Source organism: Brachybacterium sp. p3-SID957 (genome assembly GCF_025144775.1).
In the GTDB taxonomy this organism is placed as follows: Bacteria; Actinomycetota; Actinomycetes; order Actinomycetales; family Dermabacteraceae; genus Brachybacterium; species Brachybacterium epidermidis.
Map to the genome: position 1 here is coordinate 31,028 of NZ_JALXKT010000001.1, position 26,310 is coordinate 57,337.

General features: G+C 69.1%; 16 protein-coding genes. 10 read left to right on the plus strand and 6 right to left on the minus strand.

Features of this window, described 5'->3' with window-relative positions; all coding sequences use genetic code 11:
- The first annotated feature begins 7 nt into the window (after positions 1-7).
- The 3 genes from M3B01_RS14595 to M3B01_RS00075 are packed head-to-tail and all read left to right on the plus strand — an operon-like array spanning position 8 to position 10,160.
- On the plus strand, positions 8-6,541 hold the full coding sequence (locus M3B01_RS14595) for a DEAD/DEAH box helicase (protein WP_311203182.1): 6,534 nt from the start codon (positions 8-10) through the stop codon (positions 6,539-6,541).
- A 34-nt stretch (positions 6,542-6,575) separates the two neighbouring features.
- Positions 6,576-8,942, plus strand: a complete 2,367-nt coding sequence (locus tag M3B01_RS00070; protein ID WP_259788788.1) for a UvrD-helicase domain-containing protein — start codon at positions 6,576-6,578, stop codon at positions 8,940-8,942.
- Positions 8,943-8,945: 3 nt separating this feature from the next.
- Positions 8,946-10,160 carry a hypothetical protein gene (locus M3B01_RS00075; RefSeq protein ID WP_259788789.1) on the plus strand — a complete coding sequence of 405 codons (1,215 nt, stop codon included), beginning with the start codon at positions 8,946-8,948 and terminating at the stop codon, positions 10,158-10,160.
- Positions 10,161-10,182: 22 nt separating this feature from the next.
- Here the strand turns inward: M3B01_RS00075 and M3B01_RS00080 are convergent, their stop codons facing one another.
- Together M3B01_RS00080 and M3B01_RS00085 are read right to left on the minus strand one after the other, a co-directional pair.
- The gene (locus M3B01_RS00080; protein WP_259788790.1) at positions 10,183-10,848 is read right to left on the minus strand and encodes a DUF6308 family protein; all 666 of its coding nucleotides are present in this window, start codon (positions 10,846-10,848) and stop codon (positions 10,183-10,185) included.
- Positions 10,849-10,976: 128 nt separating this feature from the next.
- Complete coding sequence (locus tag M3B01_RS00085) at positions 10,977-12,296, minus strand: hypothetical protein (protein WP_259788792.1); 1,320 nt, start codon at positions 12,294-12,296, stop codon at positions 10,977-10,979.
- 100 nt (positions 12,297-12,396) lie between these two features.
- Here M3B01_RS00085 and M3B01_RS00090 point away from each other — a divergent pair, with 100 nt between their 5' ends.
- Together M3B01_RS00090 and M3B01_RS00095 are read left to right on the plus strand one after the other, a co-directional pair.
- Complete coding sequence (locus tag M3B01_RS00090) at positions 12,397-12,858, plus strand: DUF3883 domain-containing protein (RefSeq protein ID WP_259788793.1); 462 nt, start codon at positions 12,397-12,399, stop codon at positions 12,856-12,858.
- Between the two features lie 142 nt (positions 12,859-13,000).
- On the plus strand, positions 13,001-13,837 hold the full coding sequence (locus M3B01_RS00095) for an aldo/keto reductase (protein ID WP_259788794.1): 837 nt from the start codon (positions 13,001-13,003) through the stop codon (positions 13,835-13,837).
- A gap of 90 nt (positions 13,838-13,927) precedes the next feature.
- On the opposite strand, the gene M3B01_RS00100 is transcribed toward M3B01_RS00095, so the two are convergent.
- The 4 genes from M3B01_RS00100 to M3B01_RS00115 form a co-directional block, all read right to left on the minus strand.
- Positions 13,928-14,632, minus strand: a complete 705-nt coding sequence (locus tag M3B01_RS00100; protein WP_259788795.1) for a hypothetical protein — start codon at positions 14,630-14,632, stop codon at positions 13,928-13,930.
- Positions 14,633-14,939: 307 nt separating this feature from the next.
- Positions 14,940-16,193, minus strand: coding sequence for an ATP-binding protein (locus M3B01_RS00105; protein WP_259788796.1), 1,254 nt, complete (start codon positions 16,191-16,193; stop codon positions 14,940-14,942).
- 189 nt (positions 16,194-16,382) lie between these two features.
- Complete coding sequence (locus M3B01_RS00110; RefSeq protein ID WP_259788798.1) at positions 16,383-17,825, minus strand: 6-phospho-beta-glucosidase; 1,443 nt, start codon at positions 17,823-17,825, stop codon at positions 16,383-16,385.
- Positions 17,822-18,592, minus strand: coding sequence for a DeoR/GlpR family DNA-binding transcription regulator (locus M3B01_RS00115; protein ID WP_259788799.1), 771 nt, complete (start codon positions 18,590-18,592; stop codon positions 17,822-17,824). The genes M3B01_RS00110 and M3B01_RS00115 overlap by 4 nt, the downstream gene beginning before the upstream one ends.
- A 141-nt stretch (positions 18,593-18,733) precedes the next feature.
- Between M3B01_RS00115 and M3B01_RS00120 the strand changes: the two genes are divergently transcribed.
- From M3B01_RS00120 to M3B01_RS00140, 5 genes are all read left to right on the plus strand, one after another.
- Positions 18,734-20,110, plus strand: coding sequence for an extracellular solute-binding protein (locus M3B01_RS00120; protein WP_259788800.1), 1,377 nt, complete (start codon positions 18,734-18,736; stop codon positions 20,108-20,110).
- 166 nt (positions 20,111-20,276) lie between these two features.
- A complete protein-coding gene (locus tag M3B01_RS00125; protein ID WP_396123317.1) occupies positions 20,277-21,140 on the plus strand; it encodes a carbohydrate ABC transporter permease in 864 nt (287 codons plus the stop codon).
- A complete protein-coding gene (locus M3B01_RS00130; RefSeq protein ID WP_259788802.1) occupies positions 21,137-21,943 on the plus strand; it encodes a carbohydrate ABC transporter permease in 807 nt (268 codons plus the stop codon). The genes M3B01_RS00125 and M3B01_RS00130 overlap by 4 nt, the downstream gene beginning before the upstream one ends.
- Positions 21,940-23,196, plus strand: coding sequence for a carbohydrate kinase family protein (locus M3B01_RS00135; RefSeq protein WP_259788803.1), 1,257 nt, complete (start codon positions 21,940-21,942; stop codon positions 23,194-23,196). Before M3B01_RS00130 ends, M3B01_RS00135 begins: the two co-directional genes overlap by 4 nt.
- A gap of 252 nt (positions 23,197-23,448) precedes the next feature.
- Entirely contained in the window at positions 23,449-26,283 is a 2,835-nt protein-coding gene (locus tag M3B01_RS00140; protein WP_259788804.1) for a PIG-L family deacetylase, read from the plus strand.
- Positions 26,284-26,310 lie beyond the last annotated feature (27 nt).

The following is a 26,310-nucleotide window of genomic DNA, read 5'->3' on the forward strand; positions in this document are numbered from 1 at the left end:
GGACCCGATGAGCGAACTCCTCCCCACCCGGCAGGCCTGGGACCTGCGGCGTGCCGTCACCGAGTACGTGACCACCGCCGTCAGCCTCAGCGACAGCGCCGTGGACGCCGCCCTGCAGGAATTCCTCACCCACGACCAGCGCGGCATCTTCCTGGGTCCCTACCTGCGCACGCGCCTGCCGTTCACCGGTGACGACTCCGCCGGTGGCGAGGTGCCCCCGCTCGACGTGCTCCCCGAATGGTTCACGCCCTACGCGCACCAGGCCCGGGCGTTCAGGCGCCTCACCACCAACCCTGCCATCCACGGGGCACAGGACGAGCAGGGCATGCGCCTGCCCGACCCCACCATCGTCACTACCGGCACCGGTTCCGGGAAGACCGAGGCGTTCCTGTGGCCAGTGCTCGACCACGCGGCCCGCGCCCGGGCCGCCGGCATCGGCGGCATCAAGGCACTGATCCTCTACCCGATGAACGCCCTGGCCAACGACCAGGCAGGCCGCCTCGCCGAGCTCCTCGCCACCAACCCCCGCCTACGTGGCATCACCGCCGCCCTCTACACCGGCGAAGCGAGCCAGACCCCCCGCACCCAGGTAAGTGCGGACGGGCTCATCACCGATCGGGAAATCATCCGCGGCGAGGCCCCCGACATTCTGCTCACCAACTACAAGATGCTCGACCAGCTGCTGCTGCGCGCAGCCGACAGGCCCCTGTGGGACACCTCCGCCCGCAGCCTGCGCTACCTCGTCCTGGACGAGTTCCACACCTACGACGGCGCCCAGGGCACCGACGTGGCCATGCTGCTGCGCCGCCTCCGCCTGGTCCTCGAACGCCGCGCCCCCGGCAAGGTCCACATCACCCCGGTCGCCACCTCCGCCACCCTCGGGGACGACGCCGACCCCGGCCAGATGCTCGCCTTCGCCCGCACCGTCTTCGGTACCGGCTTCGATCCTGACTCCGTAGTCACCGAGAGCCGCATCGACCTCGACACCTTCACCCACCTCGCCACCACCAGGATCAGTAACGCCCTGGAACACGACGGCACTGTTGACCTCACGCCCCGCACCGTCCCCCTGGACCTCATGCGCGAGCTGCGACGCACCCACCTCGGCATCACGGGCGGCACCACCAGCCCCGAGCACATCACCACCGATGTGCTCGACGCCCTCTGGGAAGCCACCCGCACCACCGACGAGGAAGCCGTCGACCTCTCCGCCGGTGCTGCCGCGACAGCACTCGGGATCAGCGAGGCCGACCTCCTCATCGCCCACCCCACGATCATCACGCTCCTGGCCCGCACTTCCCGCGAGGCCACCCCGTTGGCGGACCTAGCCCGGGAGGCCTACCCCGGGGTGCTCGATGACTCCGCTGCCCGTGCTTTCATCACCCTCGCGCTCGCCGCCCTCTCCCACCTCCGTGCACTGGCCGGACGCAACGAGTTCCCCTCCCTCGAGGCCCACCTGTGGATCCGCGAGGTCTCCCGGATCGACCGCGCCGTCACCACCACCCCCACCTTCCAGTGGAGCGACCTGCCCGAGGCCGACGACGACCGCGCACTACCCGCCGTTTACTGCCGCCACTGCGGGCGGTCCGGGTGGGGGGTCTCCCTGGCGAGCATCGGTGACACCCTCGACACCCGCCCCCACCGGATCCGCCAGGACCAGGTCCGCCGTACCGGCCGCTTCCGCGCTCTGGTCCTGGACACCAGCACCACCGGCGCCCCCGCCGATGAGTCCCGACGCAGCAGCAGGCGCTGGCTCGACCTGCCCGGGGAGATGCTCCAGAGCTCCCCACCCGGGGCCGACGACCTCGACGCCGACCTGATTCCCGTGCTCGTCCACACCGGGCCCGACGCCGAGGACGACTCCCTCGCCGACACCTGCCCCGCCTGCCGCGGGCGCGACGGCATCCGCTTCGTCGGCTCCCGCGTCGCCACCCTGCTGTCCGTATCCCTCAGTTCCCTGTTCGGCACCGCCGGTATCGACCCCTCGGAGAAGAAGGCCCTCGTCTTCACCGACTCCGTCCAGGACGCCGCCCACCGGGCTGGCTTCGTCGAGGCACGCTCCCACACCCTCACCCTGCGCGCGGTCACCCGCAGTGCGCTGGATCCCACCCCCGCGCCGATCTCCGAAGTGGTGGAGCGCCTGCTTGCCGCCGCCACCACCCCCGAGCAGAAGTACCGCCTGCTGCACCCCACCATCGCCGGTCATGATGCCGTCGCACCCTTCTCCCAGCCCGGCGCGAGCAGGGCCCAACGACGCAAGGCCGAGGAACGGGTCCGCAAACGCCTCCGGTTCGACCTCGCCCTCGAGTTCGGCCTCACAGGACAGGTGGGGCGCACGCTGTCCATGACCGGGAACGCCGCCGCCTCCGTGCACATCACCGATGAGGAGATCGCCGCCGTCACGGCCCCAGTGCTCGACGGGCTGCGGGCGAGCGGCGACATGTTCGCCCAGGAAATGCCCGTCGACGCCCGCGTCTGGGTGCACGGCATCCTCGAACGGCTCCGGCAACGAGGCGCGATCTCCCACCCCTGGTTCGACCCCTTCCGCAAGGGAGGAGGCCAGCAGTACCACCTCTGGGGCGGCCGTCCCGAACGCGACGTGATGCCGGCCTTCCCCCGCGGGCGCAGCCTTCCCGGCTTCCCCGCCCTCGGACGCCGCGGCCCCAAGAGCCTCCTCGAGGACGCCTCCGCCCGCGGCAGCTGGTACGCCGACTGGACCGCCCGCGTACTCGGGCTCGGGGACCGCAACCAGGCCGCCTCCCTCATGAGGCCCCTGCTGCAGGCTCTTGTCGAGCACGGCATCCTCGACGCCGTCACCACCCGCTCCGCCCCCGAGGTCACCAGCTACGCGCTGATCGCCGACCGGGTCCTGGTCCGATCCCGTGGTGACGACGACGAGACCACCCCCGTACTGACCTGCCGTGAGTGCACCTCCGTCGTCACCGGGACCGATGACCTGCTCGAGGCGCTCCACGGAGCGCCCTGCACCACCTTCGCCTGCCCCGGGAGGCTGGAGACGGCAGCCGTGCCCCGCAGCTACTACAGCCGCCTCTACCGCTCCGACATGCGACGCGTCATCGCCCGGGAACACACCGCCCTCGTGGCCACCCCTACCCGCCTCGACCACGAACGACGGTTCAAGGCCAGGGACCCCGAACCTGGCGCCCCCAACGTGCTGGTCGCCACCCCCACTCTCGAGATGGGCATCGACATCGGTGACCTCTCCACCGTGATGCTGGCCTCCGTCCCTCGCACCGTTGCGTCTTACCTCCAGCGGGTGGGCCGCGCCGGGCGCCTGACCGGCAACGCATTCGACGTGGCCTTCGTCGGCGCACCCGGACGCAGCACCGGGGTGTTCACCGACCCCCTCGACGTCCTCAACGGCTCCGTGCTTGCCCCCGGCGCATACCTCTCGGCCGAGGAACTCCTGCACCGTCAGTTCCTCGCCTTCCTCATGGACGGCCTCGCTGGCGACGACCGCATCGAACCACCCAGCCGCAATGTGCCCGTCCTGCGCTCCAGCGAACCCGGTACCTACCTGGGCGCCCTTCTGGCGGATGTGACGCAGCACGGCGAGCGGCGCATCGAGGAGTTCCTCTCCGGTTTCGAGAACGCCGAAGAGCCTTGGGCCGGACTCACCACCGACGCCGCCACCGCACTCCGCACCTGGGTCACGGACAGGTCGAAAGGCTCCACCGGGCTGGAGAAGACCGTCCACGGTGCCGTCCAGCGATGGAACACCGCGAGGGAGAGCCTGATCAGGCGACGCCATGCCATTGAACGGAACCTCCGGGACCTCGACGCCGATGCCGCTGCCCACGCCGACTCGATCGAGGTGCGAGCACAGCTCGAGGCAGAGAAGAACCTGCTGGACATCCAGGTCGACGACCTCGACGGGGCCGACGGGACCCGGGCGGGCGCCGACCCGGCCGAGGTGGAGAAGGACCGCCGCAGGCTGCGCAGCAGTGCCGGCCGGATCCGGGCCGAGGTCTCCACCGTGGACACCGCCCACTGGATCGCCGTGCTCGAGAGGTTCGGCCTGTTGCCCAACTTCACCCTCGTCGACGACGGCGTCACCCTCGAGGCCACCCTCATCTGGCAGACGGACGACGGGGCCTGGCGCCACAGCGGTGTCGCCTATGACCGCGGCGGCTCCAGTGCCCTCACCGAGTTCGCCCCCGGCGCCCACTTCTACGCGGAGGGCAACGAACTGGTCATCGACACCGTTGATCTCGGTACCGACGGTTCCGGGATCGTCCGCACAGCCTTCTGCCCCGCCTGTGGCACCACCGTGCGGATCGAAGGCACTCCACCGGTGGCGTGCCCGGCCTGCCACGCCCCCCAGATCGCCGATGCGGGCCAGCACCTCGAAGTGGTGGACCTCCAGCGCGTGTACTCCACCATGATGCGCAACCGTGCACTGATCACCGACCAGGACGAGGAACGCCAGAGGCTCCACTTCGAACAGGCCCTCACGGTGCATCTCGAAGGAGCAGAGACCCGGGCGAGCTGGGCCGTCGCGGGGAAGGGACTGGGTTTCGCCTTCCACCGTGGTGCGCACATTACTCGCCTCAACCTGGGCAGGCCGCTCGACGCCGCCGACGAGACCGTGCTCTCCGGCGAGACCAGGAAGGTGGGAGGCTTCCTGCTGTGCGCGGAGTGCGGCCACCTCGACTCCGACACCGCCGGCAACCAGCCCAAGGACCACCAGGCCTGGTGCTCCAAGCGCTACGCGGCCGAGGCCGACAACAAGAAGGTGGTCCTGGCCCGGTCCATCTCCACCGAGGTGGTCGTCATCTCTCTTCCCAGCTCTCTCGCCGAGGCCGGCACCGACATCGACCTCTTCAGCCTCCGCGCCGCGATCATGCTGGGCCTCGCCACTCGCTTCGGGGGCACCGTCGGGCACATCCAGGCCGATCTGATCTCTGCCCCCGGTCACGTGAGCCGGCGTGCACTGCTGCTCAGTGACACCGTTCCCGGAGGCACCGGGTACCTCGCCGAGCTGTCCACCCCGGCAACGGTGTGGGCGGTCCTCACCGAGGCCCTCCGCGTGCTCACCGACTGCCCCTGCGGTGACGGCTCCGCCGCCGCCTGCCACCGCTGCCTACTGCCGTACGTCCCCAGCAGCGCTCGGGAGAGCACCAGCCGGCAGCGCGCCGAGGAGATCCTGCAGGAGATCCTGGGCACCGAGGCTCCCGAGCCCGACCAACCGGACTGGGAGGTCACCGAGGGGGAGGGGACCGGCGAGGACGACTTCGAGTCGAGCCTGGAGAAGCGGTTCCGACGCGTGTTCCACCGCGCCGTCGCCGCACTGCCGGGTGCGTCCGTGGAAGCACGCAGCAGCGACGGGGGAGAAGTCCTCTCCATCCGTCACGACGGCCGCACCTTCACCCTCAAGCCGCAGGTGACTATCGGCGGTACTCGCCCGGACTTCGTACTCACCTGGCAGGGTGCCGACGTCGCCGGTATCGCCGTCTACACCGACGGCCGCGAGTACCACGCCTCCACCACGCACAACCGACTCGCGGACGACGCCGCCAAACGCGCCGCACTGCGCGAGCAGGGATACCTGGTGATCGGCGTGACCCACGCCGACCTGGACCGGTTCGAGAAGATGCAGGAAGGCACAGCCCGGGTCGAGCCGCCGCCGATGATCGACCTCAACGTCCTCGACTTCGCCGAGGCCCAGCACCAGATCAGCCCCGAGATGCGGGACCTGGTACTCGGGACAGCTGTCGACCAGGTGCTCGCAGTCATCCGGGACGGCGGTACGTCCGCTCACAGGACCGTCGCCCAGCTGCTGTCCCGTTTCCTGGTCAACCGTGAGGACGTCGCACTGATCGACCCTGCCGAGGCAGTGGACGACCTCGCGCGGTTCCTCGACGACGGGCACCGCAAACCATTCACAGAGAGGAGCGGCGCGAATCTGAGCCGGGGGGTCCTGCGGCGACTGGGCGCTCTCGTGGCCCTTGCCGACTTCGCCCCGGGCGGCACCGTCACCCTGATGCTCGACGACAGGGACACAGCCGTCGCCTCAGACGACTTCGTCGAGGCATGGCAGGGATGGCTACGGCTGTCCAACCTGCGCCAGGGCGCAGCGCTCGGTGTGGGCCTGGAGGCGACCACCTGGACCCGCGCTCGCAATGCGATGCGCAGCGACTACACCCCGCTGGACAGCACCCTCGACCTGGGGCCGGGCAGGGACACCCCCGATGCGCCTTCCGCCGGACAGGGCACGGACGGCGCCGCCGATGTGGACGATGATCTGCCCTCGGACTGGCAGCAGCTGGTGGAGGATGCGTACACGAACGAGGAACGCTCGGTCCTGATCCAGGCGGCGCTCGCTGATGTGCCCCTCCCTGTGGTCGGGGAGGAGCAGGGCAGCGCCGGAGTGATCGTCGACATCGCCTGGCCGGACAGGAAGAAGGGCGTGGTGCTCGACGTGCTCCGCCCCGAGGACCAGGCATCGCTCGAGGCCGAGGGATGGACGATCCTGGGGCCCGACATCGACGGCGTCATCGAACGCCTCGGACTGAACTGACAGGGTCGAACTGAACGGATAAGGAGGGCCGGCGATGAGATCCGATGTCGTGCTGGACCAGAACGTGCTCATGGGGATGGACAGCCGGCTCCTGGGGCGGGTGAGGTCGTCGGTGAAAAAGCTCAGCGACGACTGGCGCAGCCCCGGACTGCACGTGGAACCGATCGAGCAGGCCTACGACGACCGGGTCCGCACCGCGCGGGTGAACCAGCAGTACCGCATGGTCCTGTTCCACCTCCGCAAATCTCCCAAGGACCTGTTCTACGTCGAGGGCGTCTACAACCACGACGACGCCTACGACGTGGCCGGCAGCAAGTTCCTCCGCGTCAACGACATCACCGGTCAGCTCGAGGTCCGCGACGCGCCCGCAGCAAGAACGCAGCGGCTCATCAGCGAGTCCGAGCGCAAGGCCGAAGAGGCGGCCCTCGCCGCGCGGCTGCAGGCCGAGCGTGAACGGGCGGAGGCTGCGAGGAGGGAGTCGGAGCGGTCAGGGACGCCCCGTGATCCGGTCCCCGAGGAGGACACCCGCCCGTCCACGGTTCCTACCGGCCCGGTCCTCACCGTCACCGAGGACGACCTGGTCCAGCACCTGGGGCTCGACCCGGACATCGCCGCCCGGGCCGTCGAGGCGGACGAGGACCAGCTTCTCGCCCTCGCTGCCGAGGCCCCTTCCTGGCAGGGGTCAGCTCTTCTGGACCTCGCCACCGGAAAGTCCCTCGAGGAGGTGCGCCAGGAGTACAGCACCGGGGTGAGCGGTGGGACCGCGACGGACGTCCCCACCGGTAGTGATGACGTGGTCGAGGCGATCCGCTCCGATGCGGCGCGCGGCCGGTTCGTGCTCCTGGAGGACGACGCAGAATTCGCGGACGTCCTCGAGCGCGGTGACCTGGAGGCGTGGCACGTGTTCCTCCACCCCGATCAGCGCCGTTACGTGGAGATGACCACCGGGGGGCCGTTCCGCCTCAGCGGTGGAGCCGGTACCGGGAAGACGGTGGTCCTCGTGCACCGTGCCGTGCGGCTGGCCCGCTCCGAGCCCCGGGCCCGGATCGTCCTGACCACCTACACCCGAGGGCTCGCCGAGTCCGTGGCCAGGCAGCTGCGGTCACTGGCCCCCGATCACACCGTGGCCAAGCACCCCGGCGACGCGGGCATCTACGTGGGCGGGATCGACCAGATCTCCTGGTACGTGGTCAACAGGAGTCGCCACAAGCACGCCGCGATGACGGACGTGATCGGCTGGGGCGTCAACACGATGCCCCACAACGGCAGGCCTGCCGTCGCCTGGGACGCTGCGATCCGGGACGCAGGTGCCGAGCTGCCCGAGCACCTCCGGTCACGGCACTTCTTCGAGACGGAGTACGCGGAGATCGTGCTCCCGCAGCGGATCCGTACCGAACGCGAATACATGCGCGCCGGCCGCGCCGGGCGGGGTACCAAGCTCGGCCGGCACCAGAGGGCCGCCGTCTGGGCGGTGATCAGCCGCTACCGCGACGAGGGGATGCGAGAGGAGCAGATCGACTGGGACGAGCTCTCCGCCATCGCCGGCCGGATCCTGGAGAAGGAGGCGGAGAGCACGGGGGAGCACCTCGTGGACCACGTCCTCATCGACGAGTCGCAGGACGCCCGGCCCACCCACTGGCAGATGTTCCGGGCGCTGGTCGCCGAGGGCAAGGACGACCTCTTCATCGCGGACGACGCCCACCAGCGCATCTACGGCAACCGCGTGGTCCTCAAGCGGTACGGGATCAACGTGGTCGGCCGCTCACGCAGGCTCCTACTGAACTACCGCACCACCGCCGAGAACCTGCGCTTCGCACTCGCCGTGCTGCGGGACGGTGACTACTCGATCTCCGAGGCGGAAGGCGGCGAGTTCGACGCGGGGGAGGGCTCGTACCGTTCGGCCCGCAGTGGGCCGGCCCCCGTGCTGATCCGGGCCAAGAACCTCACAGAGGAGTACGACCAAATCGCAGAGCTGGTGCGACAGTGGGTGACGGAGCTGGACGAGGAGGGACTGGACCCCTCCAGCCTGGGAATCCTCACCCACATGAAGAGTCGATCCGCCAGCCTCGTCGCCGCCCTCGGCGAGCGCGGGGTTCGTGTGCGCTCGATCGACAGGAACGCCCCCACCGAGGGGCTGCCCCTGGTGATGACGCTGCACACCTCGAAGGGCATGGAGTTCACGCGCGTGATTCTGTTCGGCATGGGCGCGGAGACCATCCCGTCGAACCGACGGGGCATGGACTACGACGAGGACGCTCTCCACCAGTTCCAGCAGCGTGAGAGGTCGCTGCTGTACGTCGGCGCTACACGTGCCAGGGACTACCTGGCCGTTACCTGGAACGACGAGCCGAGCGAGTACATCACGCCGGCGATCGAGGGCTTGACCGACGAAGAGGAGTGAGTCATGGATGCTGATCGGACCGTTGAGGTAGTCAATGACGGGGACGGACTCGTCTTCCTTGGCGACACTGGGGACGTCGAGGACCTCCTGCGGGCGTGGGGGCTCCTGGAGGATTCGGAACAGATCGAGCACCTCCAGCTCGGCACTGCCCTGGGTCTCGCCGCCGGGGCGGTGCAGGCCGGTGCAGAGGCGATCGCCGAGGGCGGGCGATGGGTGAAGCTGACGCCGGAGTCCGCGCGGGCCGTCGAAGCCATGGGTTTCATGGAGAGCAAGATCCCGGGGGTCCGTCACGCCATGATCGGCCGGCCCGGAGACATCGAGCAGTGGGTCCAGATCGAGCAAGGCACACTGACGAACCTGACCAACCCTGCGTATCTCGCCGGCATCGCCGGGGTGTTGGCACAGGTCGCCAAGCACCAGGAGATGAAGGCGATCAAGGACTATCTCGCCCGCATCGATGCGAAGGTGGACGAGCTGCTCCGAGCGCACCGGGACGACCGACTCGCAAGGGTCATCGGGGCCGGGTTCGACATCAGATCCGCAGTGGGCGTCCTCGAGGACGTCGGCAGGGTGGATGACGACACCTGGTCGACCGTGCAGGGTCACTACGGGACCCTGAGCCATGCCCTGAGCAGCGTCGTACTGAGACTGGATTCGATCGCGGCCCAGCAGGAGGACGTCAAGCTGAAGAAGCTCGCGAGGACTGCAGCTCAGGCTGAGTCCGAGGTCACGGAGCTGCTGGCCATCGCCGCTCGCTGCTTCGAGCTGCAGGATGCTCTCGACATTCTCAGACTGGAGCGTGCAGCGCAGGAGTCCTTGGAGGACCTGAGCGCACTTCGCAGGTCTCTGGCGGAGGACCGGAAGGAGCATCGGGACGAACTCCTCACGGCGATCGATGGGATGCTCGCTCGGCTCCATGAGGTCGGGGTCGTGGCCGATTCGAACACGGTCCTCCATCTCCGCACGTCCCGTGCGGTCGTCGCATCGGTCAACGCCGTCGGGGACGCCGTGGACGACTTCCGGTCGCCGCTCGGACTGGATCCGACTCACCGCGCGATCAGCAGCACGCCCTGGAGGGACTCGCTACGCAACCCGAGGCATCTCGAGACTGCGGCGAAAGAGGTGAGGCGGCGTGGGGAGGTGGTGACGCCTCCGCCTGCCACCGTCGCGTACAGACTGCTGGAGCAGCGACGGCGACGAAGGAACGAGGACGGCTGAGCGGCGCCGCCCCAGCAGACCGCTAGGCGTTGGCCGTTCCGCTGGGTTGCGACCCGTGCATCCACGCCAGGATGTCGAGCACGCGCAACCGGGAGTAGCGCTCTGCAACTTCAGCTTCAGTAGCGAGCTCGCCCAATCGCTTGTCCAGTGCGCTGTCGTTCTCGGTCAGTGCGGCGTGGAAGATCGTCCAGTAGTCACTGGTCGACTTCAATCCCAACATTTTCTGAATCCTGGAGTCCCAGATAGGGATCAGGCGGGGGCGTTTGCGAGCCAGAAGCTTGGCGGTGCGAGTTTCCCCCACCCTCTTGGGACGGCTGATCAGCGACCAAGCGTCGTTGAGAGGTCCGCTTTCCAGCTCGACAGCCTCGTCCGCGGTGAGGTCCGCGAGATCGCGATCGGGTTCAGCACTCAGATGTTTCTGCAGTTCGACCAGGGTGGATTCGTCCAGGAAGTACTCGATGGCATCGAGGTTCAATCGGACCTGCAGAAGACTGAGTGACATCAGATCCGCGATGTCGACCCGGTTCGGATCCGAACCTGTCCTCGTCGTGAGTTCGCCGAAGTAGGCCCCGGTGTACCGTCCACCAGCGGAGTACTCCTTCAGGTAGCTGACGAACATGGCTTCGTTCGCCGGATCAAGGACCATCTGGCGGAAAGCCTCGAACTTCTCAGGGATCTTCACGGTCATCGTCGACCTCCTCGTCGCTCACTGGCCAGGTCAGTTCTGAGAATCTCGGCCCGGTATTCCTTAGAGTACGTCTCGTCGGCCGAAAGTCGGTGGACCGTGGTGCGAACTCCCACAGGGATTCACCGGAGTCAGTCGTTGGATCGCCCCGTGGCACGAGCGACTGCTTCTGCCCTGACGGACTCGATCGATGAACCTTGCTGCTGGAGTCTCTTCGAGGCGAGATCGTCCCCGAGCTCGGCCGCCTGTGCGAATGCCACATCAGCAGCCCACTTGTTGCCAGCGGCGAATTCGAGGTCACCGGTGAAACCGTGGATCTCCGGCAGGGCGGCCTGCCGGAACTTCGAGAACAGTGCCGCTGACTCCTCATCGGGAAACGTGGCGTTGTTGATCGCGTCCTTGACCAGAGTCCACCAGTCCCGTGCCTCGGTGGTCTGATTCCGAGCACGCGCACCGGATCCCTTGTCGATCGCCTCGATGAGGATGCCCACCGCGGGTTCCACCATCCCCATGGAGAGCAGCACGGATGCTTGGCCCACAGTGGCCGCCCGGTGAGCAGGTCTCGCTGACTTCTCGTAGCTCAGAACGGCGCGAGGCCCCCACAGCTCACAAGCCTGATCCTCAGGACCCGAATCCGCAGCTTCGACCTCCGCGTCGTCGATGACCCAGAAGGAGATGGGGTCGTCCTCGCGAGCGACGGACGAGTAGAGCGACAGGGCCTCAGAGAGCCGCCCCATTCTGACTTCGATCTGCGCCAGACGGACTGTAGAGACGAACTTCTGAGCCCGCAGCCGTTCATCCGGGATGAGTGAGCGGTCGAGGGAGAGATCATCATCCGGATCGTCCGTGTCCAAGGCCTGGAGTTGACGTCGCCGGACTTCGATCTCATCGAACGACCACCGGTAGAAATCCGTGGCGTCCTCCCAGTCCCGTGCTTGTTCGGCTTCGAATGCGAGCTCCAATAGTTGTTCAGCGGTTCCCTCTTCCTCCCCGTAGAGCTCACGCGCGAAGTACTCGCGCCGCTCGACGATCTCGTCCACGACCGACAAGAGGAGCATCCTCTCTTCCTCTGAGGACCTGCTCGACATGCTGCTCATGAGGTCCCAGCACACCTCAGTGACAGCGCGACGCACGAGCGGCTCGACCGGTGGCACGGGCCTGTGGTCGGACTCGCGGAGCGAGCTGGACCACCCGCGAGCCGACTCGATGAGCAGCTCCTGGCTGAACGCATCCATCCAGCCGTGCCACAAGGGTGGTGCAGACCAGAACACGTCGCGTTCCCGGATCCAGCGCCCCACCTTTTCGACCAGCGCCCTTTCCCCGCCGGCAGTGCGGGAGGCGAGGTCGAACCATGTCCCGTACACCCCGAGCAATTCGTCCCATGACACTGGGGATAGGTCTGATCGAGCCATGTCGGCGATCCCTTCGCTGAGACGGGCGTCCCCCGGCACGACTGTGTGAGCTCCTTGCCGTAGGGCAGTTGGGAAGGATCGTCCCATGAAGGACCGACACACGAATGCCTCAACTCCCCTGCGTGGGAAGATCTCCTCCATGAACGCGACGAAGCTTCTCCCCATGTCCAATCGCGAGGTCGAGGACCGCGCGATCGCGTACGTCATCGCTTACGAGGAGGCCGCGGGCCGCACCGCGTCGGACACGCGCATCGACCGTATTGCCCGTGTCGATGTCGTGAGCCGTGACGAGGCGACCGGGCAGGAGCGGCACATCGAGATCAAGGCGTACGGCGGCTCCGGGCGAGGCGAGGATCTATGGCTGGAGCCTGCCCAGATCGAGGTACTCGAGTCAGTCCCGAATCCGCACCTGTACATCGTCACGAACGTGCGTTCGCCGGAACCTGGTTCCGTCCGGATCCTGGATCTGACCGGCGACGAGCTACGGGAGCGTCTTGCTGTGAAGCGACCGAAGGCGTACTTCGAGGTCCCACTGCCGACCTCGATGTACGACAAGATGCTTGCGAAGGCGGACCCTCTTCCCGACTTCGCCACGGACTGAGATCCGCAACCCGGCCCGAATAAGGGGCTGCCACCTACGTTCGTCACCTGTATGAGCGCCCGACCACCTGGACGCCTCCTGCGAACTAGCGCTCAACAAGTTCTAGGCTGGAACCACCGGACCACCACTCAGGAGGCATCGCATGACCAGCACTGTTCCCACCCTGTCCTTCCACGACGGCAACTCCGTCCCTCAGCTCGGCTACGGCGTGTGGCAGGTCGAGGACGACGTCGCCGCCGACGTCGTCGTGCAGGCCATCGAGGCCGGCTACCGACACATCGACACCGCCGCCGGCTACGAGAACGAGGGCGGTGTGGGCCGCGCCGTGAAGGAGTCCGGCATCGCCCGCGAGGACCTGTTCATCACCACCAAGCTCGCCAACGGCGACCAGGGTTTCGACTCCGCGAAGAAGGCACTGGAGGACTCTCTCCAGAAGCTCGACATGGACTATGTGGACCTGTACCTGATCCACTGGGCCAGCCCTCAGCGCGGCAAGTACCTGGAGTCCTGGAAGGCCCTCATCGAGCTGCAGAAGGAGGGGAAGGCCAAGTCGATCGGCGTCTCCAACTTCCCGATCGAGCAGCTGGAGGAGATCATCTCCGAGACCGGTGTGGTGCCGGTGATGCACCAGATCGAACTGCACCCGGAGTTCCAACAGGGCGAGCTGCGCGCCTACCACGCCAAGCACGACATCGTCACCGAGGCGTGGAGCCCGCTGGGCCAGGGTGGCGACATCCTGAAGAACCCCGTGATCACCGAGATCGCGAAGGCCCACGACGCCGACCCCGGCCAGGTGATCATCGCCTGGCACCTGGCCATCGGCAACGTGGTGATCCCCAAGTCCGTGACCCCCGAGCGGATCGTCTCCAACTTCGCCTCGGTCGAGCTCGACCTCTCCAGCGAGGAGATCGAGAAGATCAACGGCCTGGACAACCCCGATGGCCGCATCGGCGCCGACCCCGCGAACCCCGGGTTCTGATCACGATCCCGCACTGACCGGTCCATCCGACTGGTCCGGTGCACGCAGCGGCGTCGGCGCCAGAGCGTCGGCGCCGCTGCTGCGTGGGGGTCAGAACGGGCGCTGCTCTCCCAGCCGCGTGCGCAGGAACTCCCGCTGCACATCCAGAGAGCGGGCAGCACCGCCGAGGACCTCGTTCTCGATGCGGTCCACGCCGTCGTTGAGAGCGGCCAGCTGCTCGTCGATCGCCTGCAGGTTCTGCAGCGCCTGCTGCTGGGAGCCCGGGGTGAACGAGGACAGGAAGCCCACGTTGTCCTCCACTGCGCCCAGCAGCTCCGGCACGTACCGGGTGCTCATGCCCTCCAGCAGCATCACGTCCTCGTCGTAGGGGCGGCGGGACTGCACCACCTCGGTGCGCATCAGTGCGTCGATCCGCACCAGCAGCGCATCGGCGCGAGCCAGCACGGGCCGAGCCGCGTGGGGCGTGGAGCGGCGGTTCAGCTCCGCGATCCGACGACGCTGCTTCATGGCGGTGCTGACAGCACCCTCGAGCAGGGCGCGCGTGCCCTCGGGCACCGCCGCACTCACCGCGCGCAAGGGCTGCTGAGCTGGTCGACGGTTGCGCAGCAGGTAGGCACTGCCCCCGGCCACGGCGGCTCCGACGGCGACCGCGCCCAGAGCGGGCCCGATCAGGCCGGTGCCACCGACCAGGCTGCCGAAGCCGAACAGCAGGAACGTGCCAAGGGACACGATGCCGCCGAAAAAGATCGGGACGTCCCGGGTGAGCCACTTGCCGCGACGGCGAGGCATCGCCATCCCACGACCGGTCGGCGGGAACACCTTTCCCTCCAGGGGGCCGGGTGCGTGGGCAGGGGGGATCCGACGGCCCTGCCTGAGCTGGTGGCTGAGCCGCGACGAGACCGGTGGCCTGCGCTGCATGGGCGGACGTTCCCCTTCCTGGCCGAGGCCCGACGGATAGCGGGTGGCGTGCTCGGCCATGTCCAGGCTACGACCACAATCCGAAACAGTCCTGGGGGTTGACCCCCGTTCTCCTGGCAGTGGAGCATGGCGTGAGGTCATGTACCGTCAGTCGGCGTACGTGGGCCCCCGGGAGGTTCGATGCCTATGGGTGCTCCCACAGCGCGGAGATCGGCAGGCCCCACACCTGCTCCGTGAGCTGGCGTGTCTCCTCGGTGAGGCCGAGGACGGCACCGCCGAGGAAGCGATCGCCCAGCCTCTGCGCCAATGCCCGGATCCCGCGGGAGTGCTCGGCTCGGAACGTCGAGGAGGCCTTCACCTCGATCAGGAACACGCGGCCATCGGCGAACTCGATCACCACGTCCACCTCCAGGCCATCGCGATCACGGAAGTGGAACAGCTCGAACTCCTCGGCCGACCAGCCCCTCTGAGCCATCAGCTGGGCGACCACGAAGGCCTCGAGCTGCGCACCCAGCAGCGGTGCCGCCGTGAGCGTCGAGAGCTGCGCGGCTCGCAGCTTCGACAGTCGCGTGGCCAGACCGGAGTCGGCCACCGCCACCTTGTGCCTGCCTACTTCCCTCTTGGTGAGGTTCGCCCGCCAGGGCGGCAGGTCGTGCGTGAGGTACATCGTCGACAGGGCGTTCAGGTATCCCGCGACCGATGACCGTGGGATCGACAACTCGTCGGACAGTCGCGCCTGCACCAGCTCCCCGCCCTGGTTCGCAGCCACCATGCGCAGCACAGCATCCAGCCGATCGCTCGACAGGCCCCGGGAGACATCCGCGACGTCGCGGGTGATCACCCGGTCCAGATAGCTGTCGAACCAGGTGCCGTGGAGCCTGACCGGGAGGCGCTGGATCTCGGGGTAACCGCCGCGAAGGATCGCCTGGACGTACTGCTCCCTCGACCATCCGTGCCCAGCCCCGGTGAGGGCCCCGTTCGTGGTGCGGACCCAGTGGGCGAAGTCCTCCTTCCGGCCGGCGAGCTCCCCCTGGCTGAGGCCGAACAGATCAAGAGTGACAGCGCGACCGGCCAGCGAGTCAGGCGACCGCGACAGGCGCAGCAGGTCGGAGGATCCGGTGATCAGGAACCGTCCGGGACGGCGGTCCGCATCGATCGCCGACTTGATGCCCAGCAGTACCGATGGTTCGCGCTGGACCTCATCGATCACCAGGAGCCCCTCGCCGGCCTGCCGTACGAAGGCGCGCGGATCCAACCGGGCCGATTCCCGCACGTCGTCGTCGTCGAAGCTCACCGCCACATGCGGGCGGGACCCGGCGACCATCGACGCCAACGTGCTCTTCCCGACCTGCCGGGCACCCTGGATCACGACAGCAGGGAAGTGTGCGAGGAGATCCTCCGCCTGAGGGAGAAGGTTCCGCGTGATCAGCGATGTCATGGATCCAGACTAGCCGCGACCGGCGTTTCGCGACAGGTCTTGCCGGACGTTCGCGACATCCCCGTCGGACGTTCGCGGTACCTCTTGCCGGACGTTCGCGACACCCCGGTCGGACGTTCGCGACGCCCGAACCGGCGTTTCGCGACCCATCCCTGCCCGATCCATCCCGGTTCAGGCGCACCAGCCGCCTCACCCCCGCGCGAGCAGCTCCGCGATCTGCGGGTGCCCCGCCTCGTACCCCTCCAGCAGCAGGCGCCCCAACTCCGGGGAGCTCACCAGCGGGTGTGTGGCGAAGCCGCGCCAGGCGGCATCGCGGGACCCGGTCACGGCGGCCTCCATGATCAGCCGCTCGGAGGAGCGCAGTGCGGCCATCATGCCCAGCCGGCCCAGCTCCAGCGGTGCCACGGGCAGCGGGTGCACCCCGTCGCCGTCCACCACGCACAGCACCTCGAGCACCGTCTCGGCGGGCAGTTCGGGCACGATGCGTTCGGAGGCGGGGGCGTCCTCGCGGCCGGCGCCGATGTTGCCCACGTTCAGGATCATCCGTTCGGGGCGCCCGGTGGCGATCGCGGTCATCAGGCGCAGCGCCACCTCCTGGTAGCCGCCGCCGGCGACGTCCTCCTCGCGGCGCTCCTCGTCGCGGGACTCGGCCATGTAGGTGGCCTCCCGTTCGTGCAGCGTGCCGCGCCACAGCTCCAGGGGAGAGGAGCAGCATGCCTCCTCGCCGGCCGCGTAGAAGTCCCCCTGCTGCTTGGCCAAGAACTCCCCGCGGGTGGTCGCGGTGGCGGTGATCCGCTCGATGGCGGAGGTGGTGTGCAGGTAGTAGTACAGGTACTCGTTGGGCAGGGCGCCGTCGGCCCGCACCCAGTCCTTGCCGATCAGTCGGGCCTCTTCGATCTCCTCGAGGGCGTCGTCGTCAGCCAGCAGGCCCGGCACGCGGTCCTCGCCGTCGATCCGCACGGATCGCAGCCAGCCCAGGTGGTTCAGGCCCACGTAGTCCACCTCGGCCACGGGGGCGCCGGTGGCCGGGTCGTCGGCCACCACGTCCACGCCCAGCAGGCGGCCCACGCGGCGCACCAGTCCGATCGGGGTGTCGCAGATGCCCACCACGCGGTCGCCCAGCACGGTGCGCATCGCCTCGGTGACGATCCCGGCGGGGTTGGTGAAGTTGATGACCCACGCCCCCGGTGCGGCCTCGGCCACGGTGCGGGCGATCTCCAGGGCCACCGGGATGGTGCGCAGCGCGTACGCGAGGCCGCCGGGGCCGATGGTCTCCTGGCCCAGCAGCCCCAGGTTCAGCGCCACCCGCTCATCGACCGTTCGGGCCTCCGCGCCACCCACCCGTACGGCGCTGAACACGAAGTCGGCGCCGGCCACGGCCTCGCGCAGGTCCGTGGTGACCACCAGGCGCGGCAGGGCGGCGGGGCGGCCGTCGGCGCCGCCTCGCACCCGCCCGGCGGCCTGCAGCTCGGCGCCCATGGACTCGATCACGGCGGTGATGGTGCGCAGGCGGGACTCGTCGATGTCGTGCAGGGCCACCTCGTCCACGGTGAGCCCGGTGGCGCCGGTGGCGACCGCTTCGTACACCAGGGGCACGCGGAACCCGCCCCCGCCCAGGATGGTGAGCTTCATGGCAGCAGGACCTCCAGATCCTCGTCGTCAGGCAGGGACAGTTGATCGGCGGTGAGCGGGCGGTCGGTGACCAGGCCGGTGAAGCGGGACAGGGGGGCCACCTCGAGGAATCCCGAGCCGGGGAACTTGTCGTGGTCGGCCAGCAGGTAGGCGCGGGCGCTCACGTCCAGCAGCCCGCGCTTGACGGAGACCTCGCTGGGGGTGGAGTCCAGCACGGTGCCGTCGGCCCGCACCCCAGAGGTGCCCAGGAAGGCGGAATCGACCCGCACCTGCCTCAGGGCCGATTCGGTGAGCGTGCCCACCAGGGACTGGTAGTTGGGGCGCAGCAGCCCACCGAGCACCAGGATGTCGATCCCAGGAGCGTCGGCCAGGGCCCGCACCACCGCGAGGGAGGCGGTGACCACGGTCAGTGAGCGGCTCGTCAGCAGCGGGCACATGGCCGCCACGGTGGTGCCGATGTCCAGGGCGATCACGTCACCGTCCGCGATCAGCGCCGCGGCACGCTCGGCGATGAGGCGCTTGGACTCCGGTGCGCTGGCGGCCACGTGCTCGAAGGGGCGGGCGTCGGGCTCCGGCCGCACGCTGCCGCGCACCGTGCAGGCGCCGCCGCGCACGCGCCGCAGCAGGCCGCCTGCGGCCAGCTGCTCGAGGTCGCGGCGGATCGTGGCCTCGGAGACGGAGAGCATGCTGCTGAGCTCGCCCACCGAGACGGTGCCCCGGCGGCGCACGGCGGCGACGATGCCCGCGTGACGCTCCTCGACCAGCATGCTCGAACCGTAGCACCGATCACGCAGCTCCGAGCAGGTTCGCGCAAGGACGATCGAAAGGGTGCAGAGTTGTGCAGATTGTGCGACGATGGTCGCCCACGTCACAGCACTGTCGCTGTTCATGACCTCCAGGAGGACCCCATGCGCCGCCGCACCTTCCTCGGCTCCACTGCTGCCCTGGGCTCGATTGGCCTCGTTGCCGCCTGCGCCCCCGGATCCGATACGGGAGGGGGCAGCGGAGGCACCGACGGCGGCGGCTCCGGCCCCGCTGCCGACGAGATCGAGACCGACGTCGACGCAATGGGCGAGGTCACCCTGCGCATGTGGGACCAAGAGGTGCGCGGCGCCCAGAACGACGCCATCGAGGCGCTCATCCAGAGCTTCCAGGACGAGCACCCCAACATCACCATTGACCGCCTCTCGCAGTCCTTCGACGACCTCCAGCAGCAGACGGGCCTGGCCCTCTCGGGCAACGACGTGCCCGACGTGCTGCAGGTCAACAACGCGCGCGGCGACATGGGCACCTTCGTGGAGGCCGGCCAGCTCACCGACCTCACCGGCTACGCCGAGGCCTACGGCTGGACCGACCGCTTCAGCGAGTCCGTGCTGCGCAAGATGATGTACTCCCCGGACGGCGTCACCTTCGGCGAGGGTTCCCTGTGGGGCCTGCCGCAGACGGGTGAGGTGTGCGGTATCTACTACAACGCCGCCAAGCTCGAGGAGCTGGGCGCCGAGCCCCCTACCACCTGGGACGAGCTGTTCTCGCTGGTGCAGACGGCCCTGGACGCCGGCGAGCTGCCCATCAAGCTGGGCAACCTCGAGCAGTGGCCAGCACTGCACGTGTTCGGCCCCTTGCAGGCCCAGTTCGTGCCCAGCGAGGAGATCGTCACCCTGGGCATGGGCAACGCCGGCGCCGAGTGGACCAGCGACGCCAACCTCGAGGCCCTCACCAAGCTCGCTGAATGGGGCACCGGCGGCGCCCTGGGCGACTCCCCGAACGGCCTGGCGTACGACACCGCCTGGCCCGAGTTCACCGAGGGCGACGGCGTGCTGCTGATCGGCGGCTCCTGGCTGGGACCGGACATGGAGGGTGTGATGGGGGAGGACCTGCGGTTCATGGCCCCGCCGCCCGGGGCCGACGGTAAGGTCGCCACCACCGGCGGCACCGGCCTGCCCTTCTCCATCCCCGCCAATGCCGCCAACCCCGATGCCGCCGCCGCGTTCATCGACTACATCACCAGCGACACCGCGATGGAGCTGATCGCCGAGAACGGCGGCATGCCCGTGAACCGCACCGCCGAGCTCGCCCCGGACAGCGGCGTCAACAAGGACATCTATGAGGCCTTCGACGCGGTCTCCACCGAGGGTGTGCTGCTGCCGTACCTGGACTACGCCACCCCGTCCTTCGCCGATACGGCTGGATCCACCCTGCAGCAGGTGATCGGCGGGCAGGTTGAACCGGCCGCCGCCGCCGAGCAGCTGCAGACCGACTACGGCGACTTCACCTCCGAGGGCTGAGATGACCGCCATCGCCAGTGCCCGGGCATCCCGGGAAGGAACGGGCGCCGACGGGCCCGGCGGCCACGGCGACGGCCCGGGCGGCTCGGGCGGCGCCGGACGCTCGGGCGGCGGGGATCGCTCCGGGCTTGGCCGCGTCGGCGGTACCACCGGGCCCCCGTCGGCCGTGGTGCGCGGCCGGTGGACGCCCTACTTTTTCATCCTGCCGGCGTTCCTGGTGTACGGGGCGTTCTCGCTGTACCCGCTGCTGCGGGCCGCCCAGTTCTCGCTGTACGAGTGGTCCGGCTTCGGGGCCTCCACCTTCGTGGGCCTGGACAACTACATCGCCCTGGCCGCTGACCCGGACTTCCGGGCCGCCATCGTCAACGCCCTGGTGCTGATCCTGTTTTACGCGGTGCTGCCGCTGATCGTCGGACTGGTGCTGGCGGCCATCCTGCGGCGCGGGCAGGTGCGCGGCATGGGCTTCTTCCGGACCGTGATCTTCCTGCCCCAAGTGATCGCCCTGGTGGTCGTGGCCGTGGCCTGGCGGCACATCTACGCCCCCAGCGGCCCGCTGAACCAGGGGCTGCGGGCCGTGGGCCTGGACCAGTTGGCTCGCGGCTGGCTGGGTGATCCCGATGCGGCCCTGCCGGCGGTCGGCTTCATCGGCACCTGGCTGCAGATGGGCCTCGTGATGCTGCTGCTGCTCGCCGGCATGAGCCGCATCCCCGACGAGCAGTACGAGGCCGCCCGCCTGGACGGCGCCGGGCCGATCCAGGAGTTCTTCGCGATCACCCTGCCCTCGGTGCGCGGGGAGATCGTGGTGAGCCTGGTGCTGACCATCATCGCCGCGCTGAAGACTTTCGACCTGGTGTACATGACCACCTCCGGCGGCCCCGGCAACGCCACCACCGTGCCCAGCTACGAGGTGTACGACCGTGCCTTCCAGCTGCGCGAGGTGGGCTCGGCTAGCGCCGTTGCCATCGTGCTGACCCTCCTGGTGTTCTCCATCAACCTGGTGGTCACCCGCATCGGGGAGCGTGAGTCATGAGGGTCTCCAAGGCCGAGACGACCATGAACTACGTGGTCCTGGTGCTGTTCGCCCTGTTCGCACTCACCCCGATCATCACCATTCTCACCACCGCCGTGTCCCCGAGGATCGGGGCCGAGCCCGGCTTCCACCCCGAGAACTTCGTGGAGGCCTGGGAGGTGGGTGGCTTCGGCGACTCCCTGTGGAACTCGCTGATCGTGGCCGCGATCGTGGTGAGCTGCGCCCTGGCGCTGTCGGTGCTGTCCGGCTACGCCTTCGGCACCATGCGATTCCGCGGCTCCACCGTGCTTTTCTACCTGTTCCTGCTGGGGCTGATGATCCCCGCCGAGGCCACCGTGATCCCCCTGTTCTTCGACCTGCGCAGCCTGGGCCTGACGGGCACCTACCTGGCCATCGCCCTTCCGCAGATCGCCCAGTCCGTCGCCTTCGGCACCTTTTGGCTGCGCGCCCAGTTCCGCTCCATGCCCGAGAGCCTGATGGAGGCTGCCGCACTCGACGGCGCCGGTCCCGTCAAGGCCCTCACCCGGGTGCTGGTGCCGGCCTCCATCCCGGCACTGACCACCCTCACGGTGCTGGTGTTCATGTGGACGTGGAACGAGTTCCTGATCGCCCTGGTGATGACCCCCAGCGGTCAGCGCCGCACCGCCCCGCTCGGTCTGGCGAACTTCCAGGGCCAGTACACCTCCGAGATCGCCCTGCTCTCCGCCGGCGCCGTCATCGTGGCGCTGCCCATGGTGATCCTGTTCCTGTTCCTCCAGCGTCACTTCATCCGCGGCATGCTCGAAGGAGCCACCAAGTCATGACCGACCCCCTCGACCCCGCAGCCGACCCCGCACTCGGGAGCGGCGAAGACCCGACTGCTCCCTTCGGCGACCGGCCCGATCACGTCGCCCCCGCCTGCGGCGCCGAGCCCGCGCCCGCGGGCGATCGTCCCCAGCGCACCGACCCCACCCCGTCGGCCCCCTGCGGGGACTGGGACCCCCTGGCCGAAAAGCGCACACACGAGGACCCGCCGCTGGACGTGCTGCTCTCGGGCACCGTCTTCTTCGACATCGTGTTCACCGGCCTGGAGCGCCTGCCCGCACCGGGCGAGGAGCTGTGGAGCAAGGGCATGGGCTCCAGCCCTGGCGGCATCGCCAACCTCGCCACCGCCGCCGCCCGCCTGGGCCTGCGCACCGGCCTGGTGGCGGGCTTCGGTGACGACGCCTACGCCGACTGGATGTGGCAGACCATGGCTAAGGAGGAGGGCATCGACCTCAGCGCCTCCCGCCGCTTCCCCGACTTCCACTCCCCGCTGACCGTCTCCATCGCCGCCCACGGCGACCGCGCCATGGTCACCCACGGCCACGACCTGCCCGAACCTCTCTCATCGCTGATCGCCAAGGCCCCCAAGGCCCGCGCCGCCGTGGTGGACCTGGCCGGGGAGACCAGCTGGTGGGCGGCCCTGGCCCAGGGCGGCTCCAAGGTGTTCGCCGACATCGGCTTTGACGAGACCGGCCGCTGGGACAAGGGTGACCTCGCACCGCTGGTGCACTGCCACGCCTTCACCCCCAACGCCGTCGAGGCCATGGCCTACACCCGCACCGACAGTCCCGACCGGGCCGTGCGGGCGCTCGCCGAACTCGTGCCGCTGGCTGTGGTCACCGACGGCGAGGCCGGCTCCTACGCCATCGACGGCTCCACCGGCGAGGAGGCCTACTGCCCGGCCGTGCCCGTGACCGCCATGGACACCACCGGCGCGGGCGACGTGTTCGCCGCCGCCCTGGTGCTGGGCACCCTCGCGGAATGGCCCCTGGTAGAGAGGCTGAAGTTCGCCTCCCTGTGCTCGGCCCTGGCCGTGCAGCAGTTCGGCGGGTCCCTGGCCGCCCCCGGCTGGGGCGACATCACCGACTGGTGGCGATCCCTCAGCTCCGCAGCAGATTCCGGGGACCTGCGCGCAGCCTTCACCCGCGACGGCTACCGCTTCCTGGACGACGTGGTGCCCACCCACCAGGTGCTGGGCCGCCGCCGCGCCCAGGGAACCTTCGCCCTCGGCTCCGACGCCGGGCAGCACTGAGCGGACTGCGGATGCGGGCCACGACCATGCCAGCCCTGGCGCAGGACGCCGCGACCACGCACGTCCGTGAACCCCAGGCCATGACGCCCGCGAGAGGAGCCGAACTGCTGCTTCAGCGATCCGATGCAGTGGCCCGACTTCACTCGCACCTGCCCTAGGAGGTCGACACAGCAGCACGCCACCGCGCAGCCAGATCATCGCACCGCAGTGGAAGTACGCTCGTACGCAGGAGAACCAGGTCGAGGAGGACCGATGAACTCTCAGCCCACCAGCACTGCCCACCCCACCACCGCCGTCAGGGCCGTCCACGCGTATGCGACATCGACCGGTGCGCCGCCTGGCGCCTCCGCGTCGGCCCGCGCCTCCCGTTCGTTCCGACCCAGTCGCCGCAGCCTGCTGCGCGGTGGTGCGGCGCTCACACTGGCCAGCGGCGTCGCCACCCTCGGCAACCTCACCCTCAGTCCCGCCGAGAAGGCACTCGCCGACGGCACCGTCGATCTGGACCTGCTGTACATCGGCGCCCACCCGGACGACGAGGCGTGGGCGCTGGCGGCCTTCGGCCAGTGGAACGAGTATCACGATCAGCAGGCCGGCGTCATCACGATCACCCGTGGTGAGGGCGGTGGCAACGCCGTGGGCCTCGAGGAGGGCCCCGCGCTGGGCATGATCCGCGAGGCGGAGGAGCGCACCGCCGTGGGCATCGCCGGCATCGAACACGTGTTCAACCTCGACGCCGTGGACTTCTACTACACGCTGTCCGCACCGCTGTCGCGGCAGGTCTGGGGCGACCGCGCCGTTCTCAGCCGCATCATCCGGGTCATCCGCGCCACCCGGCCCGAGGTCATCGTCACCATGAACCCCTCCGCCGTGGAGGGCAACCACGGCAACCACCAGCAGGCCGCGATGTATGCGGTGGAGGCGTACCTGTTGGCGGGACGCGACGACGTGTTCCCCGAGCACTTCGAGGAGGGCCTGCGCCCCTTCGCCCCCGCGAGGATCCTGCGCTCGGGCTCCAACGGCAAGGGTGCCAATGGCCCCGATGCCGTGGAACAGGGGTACAAGCCCGATGTGCCCAGCGACGTGGTGTTCGGAGCCTGGAACGGCACAGAGAGCCGGCTTCACGGCAAGCGCTGGAGCGAGCTGCTGGACGAGTCGATCCACACCTACGCCACCCAGGGCTGGCACTCCCGGCCACCGTCGTCGACGGATCCGGCGCAGATCCGCACCGCCTGGTTCACCCTCATCGACTCCCGCACCCCCCTGGTGGACGCCACCAGTGGGGACGAGGCCGCTCTGCGCGGAGCGACCCTCCCGATTCGTGGCGGGCTGCCGCTGGGGACGCGGCTGGAGGTCAGCAGCGACCGCTTCGCCGTGCTGCCTGGGGAGGACTTCACGGTGGAGGTCACCGCCCGCGCGGTGAACTCCGCGATTCCCAAGGCCCGCGTGGAGCTCGAGGTGCCCGAGGGCTGGTCTGTCGACGGCGACGGCGCCATCGGCACCATCGCCGCCAAGCGCTCGACGACGGCCACCTTCACCCTCACGCCACCGGCGGACGCCGCCACCGGTGAGGCCGTGCTGCTGCGCGCCGTACTGCACTCGAACAAGGGCAGCGGTCACAACGTGCTCCCGCTGCGGGTGGCCGGGCCGGTCGAGGCCGGCCTCGCCGACAGGGACGAGATCGCACAGTTCCTCGAATGGACCGAGCAGCTGGGCATGCAGCGACTCGATGCGCTGGTTCCCACGCGCCGCTCCCTGGGCTCCGGCCTGTCCGAGGAGTTCGAGCTGGTGGTGCGGAACTTCTCGACCACCGCCAGTTCCGCGGAGGTGGAGATCGACTCGCCCCCGGGCATCATGGTCACCCCGCGCACTCTGCAGGTCGAAGCGATCCCGGCGGGCGACCAGAAGGTGGTGACGGTGACGATCGAGAACACCGATCCGTCCCTGCCCACCGCCAATCGGGCGCCCAACGGCGGCGTGTACCCCGTGGACGTGCGGGCCACCAGCTCCGGCATCACGGCTACCCGTGAGCAGGGTCTGCACCTGGTGCCCCGCCTGGTCGCCTCGCCCAGCGACGGGGTCGAGGTCGACGCCCAGCGCGGCACCGGGGAGTACCCTGACGATCCGATCGACATCGGCACCCTGTGGGAGGGACAGCCCGTCGAACCGGCCGATGCCGGCGGATGCACGTGGGTGACCTACGACGACGAGGCGATCCATGTGTTCGTGCACGTGGTCGATGACGTGCTCGGTGCCGTGCTGCCGGTGGAGGACAACAAACAGCGCTTCCGCACTGACTCAATCGAGATCATGATCGATCCGCGCGGCGACTCCGACCACACCGCCACGACGTTCATCCTGGGCGTGCTGCCGCAAACGCTCGATGCCGACGGCTCCTTCGCCGGCCCGGCCGCGGGCCGCGACCACGACGGCCACCAGGGACCGATCGGGACCACCGCCCCCAGCGTGCAGGTCGCCTCCCATGTGCGCGAGCCGTACGACGGGTACGACATCGAGGTCACCATCCCCTTCGCGGAACTTCCCAACGGGATCGACCCGGCCCGCATGGGCTTCAACGTCGTGGCCTACGACTCCGACACCCAGGACAAGACCGGCCAGTCCCGCATCGGTTGGTCCACCTTCCCGGGTGTGCAGGCAGATCCCTACCGGTGGGGTGTGCTGGAGCTGCCGGAGCTGGACAGCTCGCCGTCCGCCCCGGAGGATCCCGTCATCCCCGATACCGGGGCGCGCTCAGTGGAGTCCCCGCAGTCGATCATCCAGTCCTCCCAGGACGGCGTGGGCCTCGGAGGGTATCCGGCCTTGCCTGCGGGAACACTGCGGATCACGGAGGCGGTCCAGGACGGCGCCACGGTGCGTGCCACGGTTAGGGCCGGGCAGGGCGGCACCCTGCGGGCGTACCTGTGGGACGGTGAGGCGATCGTGGGCACCGCCGAAGCGGCGGAGATCGGCTCCGGCACCCGCGACATCATTTTGCCGGTGACGGGCGAAGTGTCTGATGGGACTTCGCTGGTGCTGGTCGTGTCCTTGGAGAACGAGGAGGGCAACGCCGCCGCCAGCCGTGCTGTCTGAGCAGTTCCTTGCGGGGAGGCTGCGTGC

Bases quoted from the DNA above. Each gene is read 5' to 3' on its own strand.
- M3B01_RS14595 (WP_311203182.1), top strand. From the start codon at position 8: ATGAGCGAACTCCTCCCCACCCGGCAGGCCTGGGACCTGCGGCGTGCC.
- M3B01_RS00070 (WP_259788788.1), top strand. From the start codon at position 6,576: ATGAGATCCGATGTCGTGCTGGACCAGAACGTGCTCATGGGGATGGAC.
- M3B01_RS00075 (WP_259788789.1), top strand. From the start codon at position 8,946: ATGGATGCTGATCGGACCGTTGAGGTAGTCAATGACGGGGACGGACTC.
- M3B01_RS00080 (WP_259788790.1), bottom strand. From the start codon at position 10,848: ATGACCGTGAAGATCCCTGAGAAGTTCGAGGCTTTCCGCCAGATGGTC.
- M3B01_RS00090 (WP_259788793.1), top strand. From the start codon at position 12,397: ATGAACGCGACGAAGCTTCTCCCCATGTCCAATCGCGAGGTCGAGGAC.
- M3B01_RS00095 (WP_259788794.1), top strand. From the start codon at position 13,001: ATGACCAGCACTGTTCCCACCCTGTCCTTCCACGACGGCAACTCCGTC.
- M3B01_RS00100 (WP_259788795.1), bottom strand. From the start codon at position 14,632: ATGGCGATGCCTCGCCGTCGCGGCAAGTGGCTCACCCGGGACGTCCCG.
- M3B01_RS00105 (WP_259788796.1), bottom strand. From the start codon at position 16,193: ATGACATCGCTGATCACGCGGAACCTTCTCCCTCAGGCGGAGGATCTC.
- M3B01_RS00110 (WP_259788798.1), bottom strand. From the start codon at position 17,825: ATGAAGCTCACCATCCTGGGCGGGGGCGGGTTCCGCGTGCCCCTGGTG.
- M3B01_RS00115 (WP_259788799.1), bottom strand. From the start codon at position 18,592: ATGCTGGTCGAGGAGCGTCACGCGGGCATCGTCGCCGCCGTGCGCCGC.
- M3B01_RS00120 (WP_259788800.1), top strand. From the start codon at position 18,734: ATGCGCCGCCGCACCTTCCTCGGCTCCACTGCTGCCCTGGGCTCGATT.
- M3B01_RS00130 (WP_259788802.1), top strand. From the start codon at position 21,137: ATGAGGGTCTCCAAGGCCGAGACGACCATGAACTACGTGGTCCTGGTG.
- M3B01_RS00135 (WP_259788803.1), top strand. From the start codon at position 21,940: ATGACCGACCCCCTCGACCCCGCAGCCGACCCCGCACTCGGGAGCGGC.
- M3B01_RS00140 (WP_259788804.1), top strand. From the start codon at position 23,449: ATGAACTCTCAGCCCACCAGCACTGCCCACCCCACCACCGCCGTCAGG.